The organism is Jatrophihabitans cynanchi (genome assembly GCF_027247405.1).
Classification (GTDB): Bacteria; Actinomycetota; Actinomycetes; order Mycobacteriales; family Jatrophihabitantaceae; genus Jatrophihabitans_B; species Jatrophihabitans_B cynanchi.
On record NZ_CP097463.1, the window covers coordinates 1798733 to 1812895 of the forward strand.

Genomic DNA, 14163 nt, shown 5'->3' on the forward strand with positions numbered 1-14163 from the left:
AAACCCCTTACGCCGTAGGCGATCCGCCCTCAGGCGCATAGTCGGACAAGTGCCCGGGGAAAGCGGACACCTTCGGGTTCAGGTAGGCGGCCGCATTGTTGACCGCGGTAGCGACCTCGCCGAAGCCGGTGGCGATCAGCTTCACCTTGCCGTCGTAGTCGACGATGTCGCCGGCGGCGTAGATGCCCGGCACGGTGGTGCGGCCCTGCGTGTCGACGACGATCTGCCGCTTCTGGATGTCGATACCCCACTCCATCAGCGGGCCGAGGTTGGCGGTGAAGCCGAGGGCGGCCACCAACTTGTCGCACGGCAGCGTGCTGATCTCGCCCTTGATGTCGACGTCCACCTCGGCCACGTCCGGCTCGCCGCGCACGGCGCTGACCTGCGCATCGGTCAGCATCGCCACTGACGACGCCTTGAGCAGCTCGACCGAGTGCGGGTGCGCCCGGAACTCGCCACGGCGGTGCACGATCGTCACCGACTTGCCGATCGGCTCGAGCATCAGCGCCCAGTCCAGCGCGGAGTCGCCACCGCCGACCACGACGATGTGCTGGCCCTCGTACGCGGTCGGATCGGGCACGAAGTGGAACAGGCCGCGGCCCAGGTACTCCTCCCCGGCCGGCAGCGGCCGCGGCGAGAACGTCCCGATCCCGCCGGTGATCACGATCGCGCGGCACTCGATGCGCGTGCCCTCGGACGTGGTGACCGCGAACTGTGCGCCCTCGCCGTCGCCGACCACCCGCTCCAGGCCGACCGCTTGATGGCCGAGCAGGTACTGCGGGTCGTGCGGCGCCGCCTGGGCGAGCAGCTGCGCGACGAGCTCCCGTCCCTTGATCGCGGGGAAGCCCGCGACGTCGAAGATCGCCTTCTCCGGGTACATCGCGGTGATCTGGCCGCCCGGTTCCTCCAGCGAGTCGAGCACGGCCGTCGACAGCTTGCGCACGCCGGCGTAGTAGGCGCCGAACAGGCCCACCGGGCCCGCGCCGACGATGAGCAGGTCCACCGCGATGTTGCCCGTACCGTCCGTCACAGCCGCGAGCCTACCGACAGCGGGCTGCGAACAGGCGGTCGCCGCGCAGTCACTCCACCGTGACGGATTTGGCCAGGTTACGCGGTTTGTCGACGTCGTAGCCGCGAGCCTGCGCGATCTCGGCGGCCAGCACCTGCAGCGGCACCGTGGTGACGAACGGGGTGAGCAGCGTCGGCACGGCCGGTACCTCGATCAGGTAGTCGGCGTGGCTGCGCGCAACCAGGTCGCCCTCCTCGGCGATCACGATGGTGCGCGCGCCCCGGGCCTTGATCTCGGCGATGTTGCTGCCCATCTTCTGGTGCAACACCGGACGGCCGATCGGCGAGGGCATGATGACGACCACCGGCAGGCCGTCCTCGATGAGCGCGATCGGGCCGTGCTTGAGCTCGCCGGCCGGGAAGCCCTCGGCGTGCATGTACGCCAGCTCCTTGAGCTTGAGCGCGCCCTCCAGCGCGACCGGGTAGCCGACGTGCCGGCCGAGGAACAGCACCGCCTTGGACGTCGCGATCTCGCGGGCCACGGCCCGGACCGCGTCCAGCTGCTCGAGCACCCGCGCGATCTGGTCCGGGATCGCGGCCAGGGCGTCGAACTCACGCTGGATCTCATCGACGTACTTGGTGCCGCGGGCCTGCGCGAGCGCCAGGCCCACCAGTTCGACGGCGGCGATCTGTGCCAGGAACGCCTTCGTGGACGCGACCCCGATCTCCGGGCCGGCGTGGGTGTACAGCACGGCGTCGGACTCGCGCGGGATCTGCGCGCCGTTGGTGTTGCAGATGGCGAGCACCTTGGCCCGCTGGGTGCGCGCGTACCGCACCGCTTCGAGCGTGTCGGCGGTCTCGCCCGACTGGCTGATCGCGACGACTAGCGTCTGGCGGTCCAGCACCGGGTCGCGGTAGCGGAACTCCGACGCCAGCTCGACCTCGACGGGAACCCGGGTCCAGTGTTCGATCGCCTGCTTGCCGATCAGCCCGGCGTGGAACGAGGAGCCACATGCGACGACAAACACCTTGTCGACGTCGCGCAACTCCTGCGCGTCCAGACGCTGCTCGTCCAGCACGATCTGCCCGTTCAGCAGGTGGCCACGCAGTGTGTCCGCGACGGCGCCGGGCTGCTCGTCGATCTCCTTGAGCATGAAGTAGTCGTAGCCGCCCTTCTCGGCGGCGGCGAGGTCCCAGTCGACGTGGAAGTGGTTGCCGTCGACGGGCGCACCGGTGAAGTCGGTGATGGTGTAGCCGTCGCGGCGGATCTGCACGACCTGGTCCTGCCCGAGCTCGACCGCTTCCCGGGTGAACTCGATGAACGCGGCCACGTCGCTGCCCAGGAACATCTCGCCGTCGCCGACCCCGACGACGAGCGGAGAGTTGCGCCGCGCCGCCACGACCACGTCCGGTTCGGCGGTGTCCAGGAACACCAGGGTGAACGCGCCCTCGAGCCGCCGGCAGACCGTGCGCACCGCGTCGGCGAGGGACTCGGCGGCTCCCTGCAGTTCGGCCGCGACGAGGTGCGCGACCGTCTCGGTGTCCGTCTCGCTGACCAACTCGACGCCGGCGGCCTCGAGCTCGGCCCGCAGCGCGGCGTAGTTCTCGATGATGCCGTTGTGGACGACGGCGATCCGCCCGGACGTGCTGGTGTGCGGGTGCGCGTTCTGGTCGTTCGGCGCGCCGTGCGTGGCCCACCGGGTGTGCCCCATCCCGGTGCTGCCGGCGATGGAACGGTTCGCCAGCTCCTTGTCCAGGTTCTCGATGCGCCCGGCCTTCTTGGCCGTCTGCATCGCACCGTCCGGCCCGATCACGGCCACGCCGGCCGAGTCGTAGCCGCGGTACTCGAGCCGCCGCAACCCCTCGACCACGACGTCCAGGGCGGCCCTGGGCCCGACGTATCCGACGATTCCGCACATGGGAACAGACTACGTGAGCCGGCGTCGTCGCCCGGTCACCTCGGACGCGGGCGCATCGCCTAACGTGCAGTACATGAGTGATCGCCACGCCTGGGAGCAGCCCGGGGCCCATGAAGCCGCGCCCGGCGTGTTCCGGATCCCGCTGCCGCTGCCGGGCGATCACCTCAAGGCCGTCAACGTGTACGCGATCGTCGACGGCGAGCAGGTGGTGCTGATCGACGGCGGTTGGGCGCTCGAGGACTCGGCCGAGCTGCTCGCGGCAAGCCTGGACAAGATCGGCTTCGCGCTCGGCGGTGTCCGCGAGTTCCTGGTCACGCACGTGCACCGCGACCACTACACGCAGGCGGTGGCGATCCGCCGCCAGTTCGGCACCCCGGTCTCGCTCGGTGAGGGCGAACGCCTCGCGCTGCAGGCGATCCACACGATAGATGCGCATCCGGACGTGGCGAACCTGTACCAGGCCGGCGCGTTCGAGCTGTCCAAGGCGCTCGCCGCGTGGCAGGGCGAGCGCGACCTCACCAACTGGGAGGACCCGGACACCTGGCTCACCGACGGGCTCGAGATCCCGCTGCAGACCCGGACGTTGCGAGTGATCGCCACCCCCGGCCACACGCGCGGCCACGTGGTCTTCCACGACGCCGGGTCGAACCTGCTCTTCGCCGGCGATCACGTGCTGCCGCACATCACGCCGTCGATCGGGATCGAGCTCAGCCGCCCGGAGTCGCCGCTGCGCGACTACCTGTCCTCGCTGCGGCTGGTCAAGGCGATGCCCGACGCGACGCTGCTGCCGGCGCACGGGCCGGTCAGCCCGTCGGCGCACGCGCGCGCCGACGAACTGCTGGACCATCACGAGAAGCGGCTCACCGCGATGGCCGGTTCGGTGGAACGGGGCGCGAGCACCGCGTTCGAGGTGGCCGACTCGATCACCTGGACCCGCCGTGAGCACCGGCTCGACGACCTGGACCTGTTCAACCAGGTGATGGCCGTCAACGAGACCATGGCCCACCTGGTCGTGCTCGCCGAGCGCGGCTGGCTGACCCGCACGAGCGTCGACGGCGTCGAGCACTTCGCCCGCGCCTGACCCGGTTCGTACGACCCGCCGCGGCCTCAGGGCGCAGCGGGTTGCCCGATCGGGTCCGCGGCGCCGAGCAGCGTCCTCGCGTACCCGATGGCCGCGGGGGTGTCCCGGAAGATCAGCCCGTCGCGGCGCAGGTGCTCGGCGACGCCCAGCCGCCGCAGCACCTGGCCGTGTTGCGGACGGATCCCCGACAGCAGCACGGTGATGCCGCGGTGTTCGAGCCGGCTGATCGCATCGCCGAGCACGTGCGCGCCCGTCGCGTCCACGGTGGTCAGGCGCGACAGGCGCAGGATGATCACCCGCACGTCGGCCACCTCGGTCAGCTCGAGCAGGAAGCGGTGCGCGGCGGCGAAGAACAGCGGACCGTCCAGGCGGTACGCCACGATGTTGCGGCTGAGCAGTTCGAACTCCTCGGCCGCGTGGTCGGCCGCGTCGAGCGGTACCTGCTCGAGCTGGGACGATCGCGCTACCGCGCGCAGCGCGAGCACGACCGCGACCGCGATGCCGACGGTGACCGCCGTGACGAGGTCGACCGCGACGGTGACCGCGAAGGTCGCAGCGAGCACCACGGCGTCGGACCTCGTGGCGCGGGCGAGCGTGGCCAGCGAGCCGACCTCGACCATCTGCACGCAGGTCGCGATCAGCACGCCGGCCAGCGCGGCCACCGGGATCTGTGACACCCAGGGCGCGGCCAGGTAGACGACCGCGGCCAGACCCAGCGCGTGCGTGCAGGCGGCCAGCCGTGAGTTCCCGCCGGACCGGACGTTGACCGCGGTGCGCGCGATCGCCGCCGTCGCCGGGACGCCGCCGAACAGGGGCACCACCAGGTTGGCCAGCCCCTGCCCGAACAGTTCGCGATCGGGATCATGGCGCTGGCCGACGGTCATCCCGTCGGCGACGGTGGCGGACAGCAGCGACTCGAGCGCCCCGAGCGCGGCCACGGCCAGAGCCGACGGCAGCAACGTGCCGATCGAGCCGGGGTCGAGGAAGCCGAGCGACGGCGCCGACAGGCCCTCCGGCAGGCTGCCGATCCGGACTACGGGCAGGTGCGTGAGCCGCGCGGTCACCGCGACGACGGCGATGGCCAGCAACGAGAACGGCACGCCGGGACGCCAGTGCACGCCGGCGAGCATGACCGCGGCCACCCCGAGGGCGATGGCGAGCGGCCACGGGTGCGGGTCGGCGGCGAAGTGGCGGACGGCGGACCAGGCCGACTGCCAGGCCTTGTCCCCGCCGCCGGCGGCCCCGAGCGCCGCAGGCACTTGTTGCAGCACGATCACCACGGCGATCCCAGCAGTGAACCCCTCGATCACCGGCGCCGGAAGGTAGCGAGCCGCGCGCCCCAACCGCAGCACGGCGGCCAGGACCAGGATCGCGCCGGCGAGCAGACCGACGGTGAGCACACCGTCGACCCCGAAGCGGTGCACGACCGGGATCAGCACGACGGTCATGGCGCCGGTCGGCCCGGACACCTGCAGGTTCGAGCCGCCGAACACGGCCGCGACCGCGCCGGCAACGATCGCGGTCACCAGGCCGGCGCCGGCCCCGGCACCTGACGCGACTCCGAACGCCAGCGCGAGCGGCAGGGCCACCAGCGACACGGTGAGGCCGGCGAGAAGGTTCTGCCGCGGATGGCGCCGGGCGGTCTGCCAGTCCGAGGCACGCGGGAGCAGCGCGCGCGTCCGCGCGATGAACGGGTGACTCACCGGCGCGGGCCGCGGGGTGCCCGATGGCGCAGTTCGGCGAGCAACTCCCCCTGGCCGGCGAGGATCGCGGTGAGGAACCGGCGGGCAGCCGTCATCAACTCGCCGACGTCGGCAGCGGCCAGCGAGTAGGTGACGGCGCCGTCGACCCGGTCGGCCCGCACGATTCCGGCCCGGCGCAGCACGGCCAGCTGCTGGGACAGGCTGCTCGGCTCGAGTTCGAGCTCGGCGAGCAGTTCACGCACCTGCATCGGGCGCGTCTGCAGCAGCTCCAGCACCCGGATGCGCACCGGATGTCCGAGGGTGCGGAAGAAGTCGGCCTTGGCCTGGTACAGCGGGATGGGAGCCGAGCGCTTCACGGTGATGATTGTTTATGTAATTGCAAACTTCTTCAAGTCGTCAACCGAGTGACCTGCGCCATTGGCTCTGTCCGATCAGGCAACCGTCCGCGGCCTCAGGGCGCAGCGGGTCGCTCGATCAGGTCAGACGGATGCGACGACCGCTGCGACGCGCCGGGCGATCGCGTCGGCGTGCTCCTGCGTGCCGGCCTCGACCATCACCCGCACCAGTTGCTCGGTGCCCGACGGGCGCAACAGGATCCGCCCCGCGTCGCCGAGTTCGGCGGCCGCCGCCGACACCGCGCCGGTGACTGCCGCCGAGGCTGCCACCGCTGCCTTGTCGCCCACCCGGACGTTGACCAGCACCTGCGGCAACCGGTGCACCACGGCGCCCAGCTTGGCGAGGGGCTCGCCGGTCCGCACGACCCGCGCCATAAGGTGCAGCGCGGTCAGCAGCCCGTCGCCGGTGGTGGCGGCGTCGGTGAACACCACGTGCCCGCTCTGCTCCCCGCCGAGGTTGAGACCGCGCGCGCGCAGCGCTTCGAGCACGTAGCGGTCACCGACCGCGGTGGTGACGACCGCGATACCGGCCTCGCGCATCGCGTGGTGAAAGCCCAGGTTGCTCATGACCGTGGCGACGACCGTGTCCTCGCGAAGCAGCCCGGACTCGCGCAGCGACAGCGCGCAGATCGCCAGGATCTGATCGCCGTCGACGAGCACGCCGGACGAGTCGACCGCCAGGCAGCGATCGGCGTCACCGTCGTGGGCGATCCCGAGGTCGGCACCGGCCGCCTGCACGGCGGCGATCAAGCCGTCCAGGTGCGTGGAACCGACCCCGTCATTGATGTTCAGCCCGTCCGGCGCCGCGGCGATCTCGCTCACCCGGGCGCCCGCGCGGCGATACAGTTCGGGCGCGACCAGGGAGGCGGCGCCGTGCGCGCAGTCGACGACCACGTGCAGCCCGTCCAAGCGCTGCGGAACGGCCCCGAGCAGATGGGTGAGGTAGCGCTCGGCCGCATCGGTCGCGTCCCGCACCCGGCCGATCTGGGCGCCGGTGGGGCGGCTTGCCGGCCCGGTGACGACGGCCTGTTCGATCTCGAGTTCGAGCTGGTCCGGCAGCTTGTGGCCACCGCGCGCGAACAGCTTGATGCCGTTGTCGGGCATCGGGTTGTGCGAGGCCGACAGCATCACGCCCAGGTTGGCGCCGTACGCCGCGGTGAGGAAGGCGATCGCCGGGGTGGGCAGCACGCCCACCCGCAGCACGTCGGCACCGGACGAGGTCAGCCCGGCCACCACCGCGGCCTCGAGCATCTCGCCGGACGCGCGGCCGTCGCGGCCGACCACCGCGAGCGGACGCTGCGCCCCCGCGGTGGCCGTGCCGGCTGTGTCCCCGAGGTGCGCGACCAGCACCCGAGCCGCCGCGCCGGCGACGGCGAGGGCGAGTTCGGGCGTCAGGTCGCCGTTCGCGAGGCCGCGAACGCCGTCGGTGCCGAAGAGCTGGCGCACTACCGCTTGGAGTACTGCGGCGCCTTGCGGGCCTTCTTCAGTCCGTACTTCTTGCGCTCCTTGACCCGCGGGTCACGGGTGAGGAAGCCGGCCTTCTTCAGGGCCGGACGGTCCTCCGGCTCCAGGCCGATCAGCGCGCGCGCGATCGCCAGGCGCAGCGCACCCGCCTGGCCGGTGACTCCGCCGCCGGTCAGCGACGCGATGACGTCGAACTGGCCGTCCTTCTCCAGCGTCACGAACGGCTCGCGGATCAACTGCTGGTGCACCTTGTTCGGGAAGTAGTTCTCCAGGGTGCGCCCGTTCAGCTTGAACTCGCCGCTGCCCGGGATGAGCCGGACGCGGACGACGGCCTCCTTGCGACGGCCGACGACTGGGGCATTGGCGTTGCTCACTGGCTTACCTGCTTGATCTCGAACGGCTGGGGCTTCTGCGCGGCGTGCGGGTGCTCGGGTCCGGCGTAGACCTTCAGCTTCTTCAGCTGGGCCCGGCCGATGCTGTTCTTCGGCAGCATGCCCTTGACCGCGAGCTCGATGACCCGCTCGGGCTTGGTCTCGAGCAGCTCACCGACGGTGCGCTTGGACAGGCCGCCCGGGTAGCCCGAGTGGCGGTACCGGTATTCGTCGCGCTTGGCGGCGGCGACGGCGACCTTCTCGGCGTTCACGACGATGACGAAGTCGCCGACGTCGATGTGGTTGGCGAACTGCGGCTTGTGCTTGCCGCGCAGCAACCGGGCGGTCTGGCTCGCCAGCCGGCCCAGCACCACGTCGTTCGCGTCGATGACGTGCCAGCGGCGCTCGATCTCGCCGGGCTTGGGGCTGTAGGTACCCACTGATCCCACTCTCTCGGTCTTCACGCCGCGAGCCGACTCGCTGCCGGACGGCGCCCCCACGGTCGGTTCTGTCGAGACCCCGGGGCATGGCCTGCGCGCGCAGGGACGCCTGCGCACCAATCGGCCACTCTACCGGGGGCCGCGGACCGGCTCCAAATCGCGCGGTCCGCCGAATCTCATGCCGGCTTCACTCGTTGAGCCAGGAGTCCAGGCAGTCCGACGCACGGAACGGGGGCATCGCAGCCATGATCCGGCAATCCGGCGCCGTGCGCCCGCGAACCGTGGACCGACTGCCGTTCTGGTGCGTCCTCGCCGCGATCGCGCTGCTCGCCTGCGCGGCGATCAGCTGGGTCATCTCCCCGACGTGGGGTAGGCACAACACGCTTGCCGCGGCCCGCGACGTCGGCCGGGTTCCCACCGCGCCGGGAGCCCTGGCCGCGCTCGTCACGCCCGAGCAGATCGAGATTCCGAAGCTGCACGTGAAGGCGCCGATCGTCGCGATCGGCACCACGGCCGGACGCGAGCTGGCGGTGCCCACCGATCCCCGCGTCGTCGGGTGGTGGCGGCACGGGGCTGCGCCGGGCGCGCGGCACGGCACGGCGGTGCTGGCCGGGCACATCAACTACGCCGGCGTCGAAGGCAGCCTGGCGCGCATCGGCACGCTCGACCCGGGCGACGTGGTGTACGTGCGCGGACTGCACAAGGGCAAGCGGACCACGGTCAGGTTCAAGATCACCGGGGTGCGCACGTACCAGAAGACGGCCTTGCCGTACCGGCAGATCTTCGACCAGTCGACCGTCGGCAGACTGGCGATCGTGACCTGCGGCGGTCCGTTCGACGCGAGCACCGGCAACTACCTGGACAACATCGTCGCGTACGCCGTCCCGGGCTGATCACCGCGGCCGGGCGACCCGCGTCTCGTCGAAGACCGGCTCGTCCGATTCGTACACCGAGCCGTCCGCGCCGAAGATCACGAACCGGTCCATGGAGCGGGCGAACCAGCGGTCGTGGGTCACCGCGACGACGGTGCCGTCGAAGGACGCCAGCCCCTCCTCGAGCGCCTCTGCACTGAGCACGTCGAGGTTGTCCGTCGGCTCGTCCAACAGCAGCAGGGTCGCCCCGGACAGCTCCAGCATCAGGATCTGCAGCCGCGCCTGCTGGCCGCCGGACAGCGAGCCGAACACCTGATCGCCTTGCTGGTTCAGGCCGTACCGCCGCAGCGCACCCATGGCGCGGCCGCGGTCCAACCCCGACCGGGCGGCGTCGCCCTCCCACAGCAGGTCGACCAACGTCCGGTCCTGCCACTGCGGGTGTGCGTGGGTCTGGGCGAACAGCGCGGGGACGACTCGGGCGCCGAGCCGCCAAGAGCCGCCGTGCGCCACCGGATCGCCGGCCAGCAGGCGCAGGAAGTGCGACTTGCCGGCGCCGTTCGCGCCGAGCACGCCGACCCGTCGCCGTAGTAGATCTCCGTGTCGAACGGGTGCATCAGGCCGGTCAGCTCCAGGCCGTCACAGGTCACCGCGCGCACGCCGGTGCGGCCGCCACGCAGTCGCATCGTGACGCGCTGCTCCTCGGGCTTGTCCGGCGGCGGCCCGGCCGCCTCGTAGCGCTCGAGCCGACGTGCCATCACCCGGTACTTCTGCGCCATGACCTCGCTGACCCTGGCCTGGATCTGCAGCGTGCGGACCAGCTCCTTGAGCCGCGCGTGCTCCTCGTCCCAGCGCCGGCGCAGCTCGGCCATCCGTTCGTGCTTGGCGGCCCGCGCCTCGTGGTAGGACGCGAACCCGCCACCGTGCACCCAGGTGTCGCCGCCCTCCACCGTGACGATCCGGTCGGCCACCCGCGCCAGCAGTTCGCGGTCGTGGCTGACGAACAGCACCGTCTTCGACGTCTCCCGCAGCCGCTGTTCGAGCCAGCGCTTGCCCGGCACGTCCAGGTAGTTGTCCGGCTCGTCGAGCAGCAGTACCTCCTCCGGGCCGCGCAGCAGCAGCTCGAGCGCGAGCCGCTTCTGCTCGCCGCCGGACAGCGTCGTCAGCTCGCGGTACTTGCACCGCTCGTACGGGACGCCCAGCGCGGCCACGGTCACCGTGTCCCACAGCACCTCGAGGTCGTAGCCGCCGACGTCGCCCCAGCGCGCCAGGGCGTGGGCGTAGTCGAGCTGCGTCGCCTCGTCGTCGCGTTCCATCAGCACGATCTCGGCCGCCTGCAAGCCGGTCCAGGCGTCGTTCAGCTGCGGGGCGGCGAGGTCGACCAGGAAGTCCTGCACGGTGGTGGCGTCCCGGACCGAGCCCACGAACTGCCGCATGACGGCCAGCCCACCGGTCGAGACGATCGCACCGCGCTGCGGCCGCAGGTCCCCCGCGATCAGGCGGAGCAGCGTCGTCTTGCCCGCGCCGTTCGCCCCGACCAGGGCCGCCTTGGCGCCGTCGCCGACCCGGAAACTGACGTCCCCCAGCAGCACCCGCCCGTCCGGCAGGGTGTGGCTCACCCCCGAGACGTCGACATAACCCACCCGGGCAGTGTGCGGCATCCCGGCGAGGGGCGCACCCGCTATTGCGGACCGGGTGCAGAATCGGCGCATGACCGCCGATCTCGCCACGCTGCGCGATGCTCTGCCGGACGGCGCGCTCGTCACCGATCGCGACGTAGTCGCCGGCTACCGGCAGGACTGGGCGAAGGACCCGACCGCCGGTTGGCCGCTGGCCGTGGTTCGCGCGACGTGCACCGCCGACGTCCAGGCGACCTTGCGCTGGGCGAGCGAGTTTCTCGTCCCGGTCGTACCCCGCGGCGCAGGCTCGGGCCTGTCCGGCGGCGCGACCGCGGTCGACGGCGGGCTGGTGCTCACCACCGAACGGATGCGCGAGATCGCGGTGGACCCGGTCTCTCGCGTCGCGGTCGTGCAACCCGGGCTGCTGAACGCGGAGGTCAAGCGCGCGGTGGCCGAGCACGGCCTGTTCTACCCGCCCGACCCGTCCTCGTTCGAACTGTGCTCGATCGGCGGCAACGCGGCGACGAATGCCGGCGGGCTGTGCTGCGTGAAGTACGGGGTGACCAGCGACTACGTGCTCGGCATGCAGGTCGTGCTCGCCGACGGAACCGCGCTGCGCCTCGGTGGGCCGCGGCTGAAGGACGTCGCGGGGCTGTCGCTGACGAAGCTGTTCGTCGGCTCCGAAGGGCTGCTGGGTGTCATCACCGAGTTGACGCTGCGACTGGTCCCGGCGCCGCCGCCCGCCTCGACCCTGGTGGCATCGTTCGCCTCGATCGACGCGGCGGCCGACGCCGTGCTCGCGATCACGTCGCGGCTACGTCCGTCGATGCTGGAGTTGATGGACCGCACCTCGATCAACGCGGTCGAGGACTACACGAAGATGGGCCTGGACCGCACCGCCGAGGCGCTGCTGATCGCCCGCTCCGACGCTCCGGGCGCCACCGCCGCAGAGGAGATCGCGATCATCGAGCAGGCCTGCCGTGACCACGGCGTCGACGAGGTGTTCTGCACCGACGATCAGGACGAGGGCGAGGCGTTCGCCGCGGCACGCCGGGCGGCGTTCCCCGCACTGCAGCAACTGGGTTCGCTGCTGCTGGAGGACGTGGGCGTGGCGCTGCCGCGGCTGCCCGAACTGGTGCGCGGCATCGAACAGATCGCGCGGAAGTACACGACCACGATCGCGGTGGTGGCTCATGCCGGTGACGGCAACACGCACCCGCTGGTCGTCTTCGACCCAGCCGATGCCGACGCCACCTCCCACGCGTACGAGGCGTTCGGCGCGGTGATGGATCTGGCGCTCGACCTCGGTGGCACGATCACCGGCGAGCACGGGGTCGGTCGCCTGAAGAAGGACTGGCTGCCGGCGTACCTCGGTGAGGACGTGATGGCGCTGTCCCGCCGCATCAAGGACGCGCTGGACCCGGCCGGCATCCTCAACCCGGGTGCCGTGCTCTGACTGCCGGGTGCCGTGCTCTGACTGCCGGGTGCCGTGCTCTGACCGTGCGTGTCAGTGCGGCCGATCGAGGTCTGCACGCAACAGTGCCCGCAGAGCCCGATACCCGAACGAACCACGCGACTCGCGACCGATCGAGGTCTGCACGCAACAGTGCCCGCAGAGCCCGATACCCGAACGAACCACGCGACTCGCAGCCGATCGAGGTCTGCATGCAACAGTGCCCGCAGAGCCCGATACCCGAACGAACCATGTCACTCGCGACCGATCGAGGTCTGCACGCAACAGTGCCCGCAGAGCCCGATGCCCGACCGAACCACGCGACTCGCGACCGATCGAGGTCTGCATGCAACAGTGCCCGCAGAGCCCGATACCCGAACGAACCACGCGACTCGCAACCCACCGAGGTCGAATCGGTCGCGTCGCGCGGGCCCGGCTGCACGGTGCGGCCGGGAACGCACCGGCCGCGCTCGCGTCGGCGCCAACCACCGCCGGGCATACTGCCGCCCATGACCATCGGCTTGTTGCTGGCCGCCGCGATCGTGGCGGTCGGCGACTGGGCGGCGGTGGGCCGGCGCTACTTCCGCATCGAGTACCTGCTCAAGCCGCTGACACTCGTCCTGTTGATCGCGGCAGCCGCGGCCGCCGATCTCGGTGCCGCCAAGGTCTGGGTGCTCGCCGCGCTCGCGTTCAGCCTGGCCGGCGACGTCGCGCTGGTGTGCAGCGACCGCGCGGCCGCCGAGCCCGACAGCGCCCTCCTAATCGGTCTGGGCAGCTTCCTGCTCGGCCACGTCTGCTACCTGATCGCGTTCGCGCGGCACGGCGTGCACGGGCTGTACCTGCTGGCCGGGCTGCTTGTGGTTGCCGGAGCCGCGGCGCTGAGCCTGCCGCAGGTGCTCGCGGGGGCGCGGCGGACCGGCGGTCGACAGCTCGCGATCATCGTGGCCGGCTACGCGGTACTACTCGCCGCGATGGCCGTGTTCGCCGTCGGGACGGGCACGATCGCGACCGCGCTCGGCGGGCTGCTGTTCCTCGCGTCGGACACGGTGCTCGGCCACGACCGGTTCGTCCGTCGAGTGCCGCGCGGCCCGCTTCTCGTGATCGTCAGCTACCACGCAGCGCAACTGCTCATCGTCATCGGGCTGCTGCGCTGATCCCTCCCCCACGGTCCGGCCGCGGCTGCCAATAGGCTCGGCCCATGCCGCCGCGCCGCCCGCTCCGCTCCGTCCCCGTCGTCATCGTGCACGGCTGGCGCGGATCCGAGCCCAAGCACTGGCAGAGCTGGCTGGCCGCGCAGTTGCTCGACGCCGGCCGCGAGGTGCGCTACCCCGACCTGCCCGATGTCGAGACGCCGTCGCTGGACGCCTGGCTCAGCGCACTCGACGCGACGCTGGCCGGGCTGCCTGAGGAGGGCTTCGACGTCGTGGCGCACTCGCTCGGCGCCGTGCTCTGGCTGCACCACGTGGCTGCCGACAGCGACGCCCCGCGCCCGGCCCGGGTCGCCCTCGTCGCTCCCCCGTCGCCGGCCACCCGGATCCCCGAGATCGTCGGATTCTTCCCGCCGCCACTGGACATCGACCTGGTCCGGCACGCCGGCGGCGGGACGGTGCTGGTCGGCGGCGAGGGTGATCCCTACACACCCGAGGGCATCGGCGCCGCCTACGGACTGCCACTGAAGATCGCAACGACCGTCATTCCGGGCGGCGCACACCTGAACGTGGACACCGGCTACGGGCCGTGGCCGGCGGTGCTGTCCTGGTGCAACCGCGACAACCTCGCCTTCTACTGAGTGGCCGGTTGGACGGACGGGCCCGGACGGACGGGCTCGGGCGACCAGCCGG

The 14163-nt window shown here is 71.5% G+C and carries 12 protein-coding genes and 1 pseudogene; 5 read left to right on the top strand and 8 right to left on the bottom strand.

Going from position 1 to position 14163, the window contains the following annotated elements:
* Positions 1-7: 7 nt before the first annotated feature.
* Together M6B22_RS08625 and glmS are read right to left on the bottom strand one after the other, a co-directional pair.
* The gene (locus M6B22_RS08625) at positions 8-1030 is read right to left on the bottom strand and encodes an NAD(P)/FAD-dependent oxidoreductase (protein WP_269445363.1); all 1023 of its coding nucleotides are present in this window, start codon (positions 1028-1030) and stop codon (positions 8-10) included.
* 49 nt (positions 1031-1079) lie between these two features.
* A complete protein-coding gene (gene glmS, locus M6B22_RS08630) occupies positions 1080-2927 on the bottom strand; it encodes a glutamine--fructose-6-phosphate transaminase (isomerizing) (protein ID WP_269445364.1) in 1848 nt (615 codons plus the stop codon).
* 73 nt (positions 2928-3000) lie between these two features.
* Between glmS and M6B22_RS08635 the strand changes: the two genes are divergently transcribed.
* Positions 3001-4008, top strand: a complete 1008-nt coding sequence (locus M6B22_RS08635; RefSeq protein ID WP_269445365.1) for an MBL fold metallo-hydrolase — start codon at positions 3001-3003, stop codon at positions 4006-4008.
* 26 nt (positions 4009-4034) lie between these two features.
* Here M6B22_RS08635 and M6B22_RS08640 read toward each other — a convergent pair whose 3' ends face one another.
* The 5 genes from M6B22_RS08640 to rplM form a co-directional block, all read right to left on the bottom strand.
* The gene (locus tag M6B22_RS08640; RefSeq protein WP_269445366.1) at positions 4035-5711 is read right to left on the bottom strand and encodes a SulP family inorganic anion transporter; all 1677 of its coding nucleotides are present in this window, start codon (positions 5709-5711) and stop codon (positions 4035-4037) included.
* Positions 5708-6067: an ArsR/SmtB family transcription factor gene (locus tag M6B22_RS08645; RefSeq protein WP_269445367.1), complete on the bottom strand. Its 360-nt coding sequence runs from the start codon at positions 6065-6067 to the stop codon at positions 5708-5710. The genes M6B22_RS08640 and M6B22_RS08645 overlap by 4 nt, the downstream gene beginning before the upstream one ends.
* Before the next feature lie 123 nt (positions 6068-6190).
* On the bottom strand, positions 6191-7552 hold the full coding sequence (gene glmM, locus M6B22_RS08650; RefSeq protein WP_269445368.1) for a phosphoglucosamine mutase: 1362 nt from the start codon (positions 7550-7552) through the stop codon (positions 6191-6193).
* Positions 7552-7944, bottom strand: coding sequence for a 30S ribosomal protein S9 (gene rpsI / locus M6B22_RS08655; RefSeq protein WP_269445369.1), 393 nt, complete (start codon positions 7942-7944; stop codon positions 7552-7554). The genes glmM and rpsI overlap by 1 nt, the downstream gene beginning before the upstream one ends.
* A complete protein-coding gene (rplM, locus tag M6B22_RS08660; RefSeq protein WP_269445822.1) occupies positions 7941-8381 on the bottom strand; it encodes a 50S ribosomal protein L13 in 441 nt (146 codons plus the stop codon). Before rplM ends, rpsI begins: the two co-directional genes overlap by 4 nt.
* Positions 8382-8626: 245 nt before the next feature.
* Between rplM and M6B22_RS08665 the strand changes: the two genes are divergently transcribed.
* Positions 8627-9274, top strand: coding sequence for a class F sortase (locus M6B22_RS08665; RefSeq protein WP_269445370.1), 648 nt, complete (start codon positions 8627-8629; stop codon positions 9272-9274).
* On the opposite strand, the pseudogene M6B22_RS22135 reads toward M6B22_RS08665, so the two are convergent.
* Positions 9275-10893: pseudogene (locus M6B22_RS22135) on the bottom strand (ABC-F family ATP-binding cassette domain-containing protein).
* 67 nt (positions 10894-10960) lie between these two features.
* Here M6B22_RS22135 and M6B22_RS08680 point away from each other — a divergent pair.
* The 3 genes from M6B22_RS08680 (at position 10961) to M6B22_RS08690 (ending at position 14111) form a co-directional block, all read left to right on the top strand.
* Positions 10961-12325 (top strand): FAD-binding oxidoreductase, encoded by a 1365-nt coding sequence (locus tag M6B22_RS08680; protein WP_269445372.1) that lies wholly within the window; start codon positions 10961-10963, stop codon positions 12323-12325.
* A 506-nt stretch (positions 12326-12831) separates the two neighbouring features.
* Positions 12832-13476, top strand: coding sequence for a lysoplasmalogenase (locus M6B22_RS08685; RefSeq protein ID WP_269445373.1), 645 nt, complete (start codon positions 12832-12834; stop codon positions 13474-13476).
* A 44-nt stretch (positions 13477-13520) separates the two neighbouring features.
* Positions 13521-14111 (top strand): RBBP9/YdeN family alpha/beta hydrolase, encoded by a 591-nt coding sequence (locus M6B22_RS08690; protein ID WP_269445374.1) that lies wholly within the window; start codon positions 13521-13523, stop codon positions 14109-14111.
* The last annotated feature ends 52 nt before the right edge of the window (positions 14112-14163 follow it).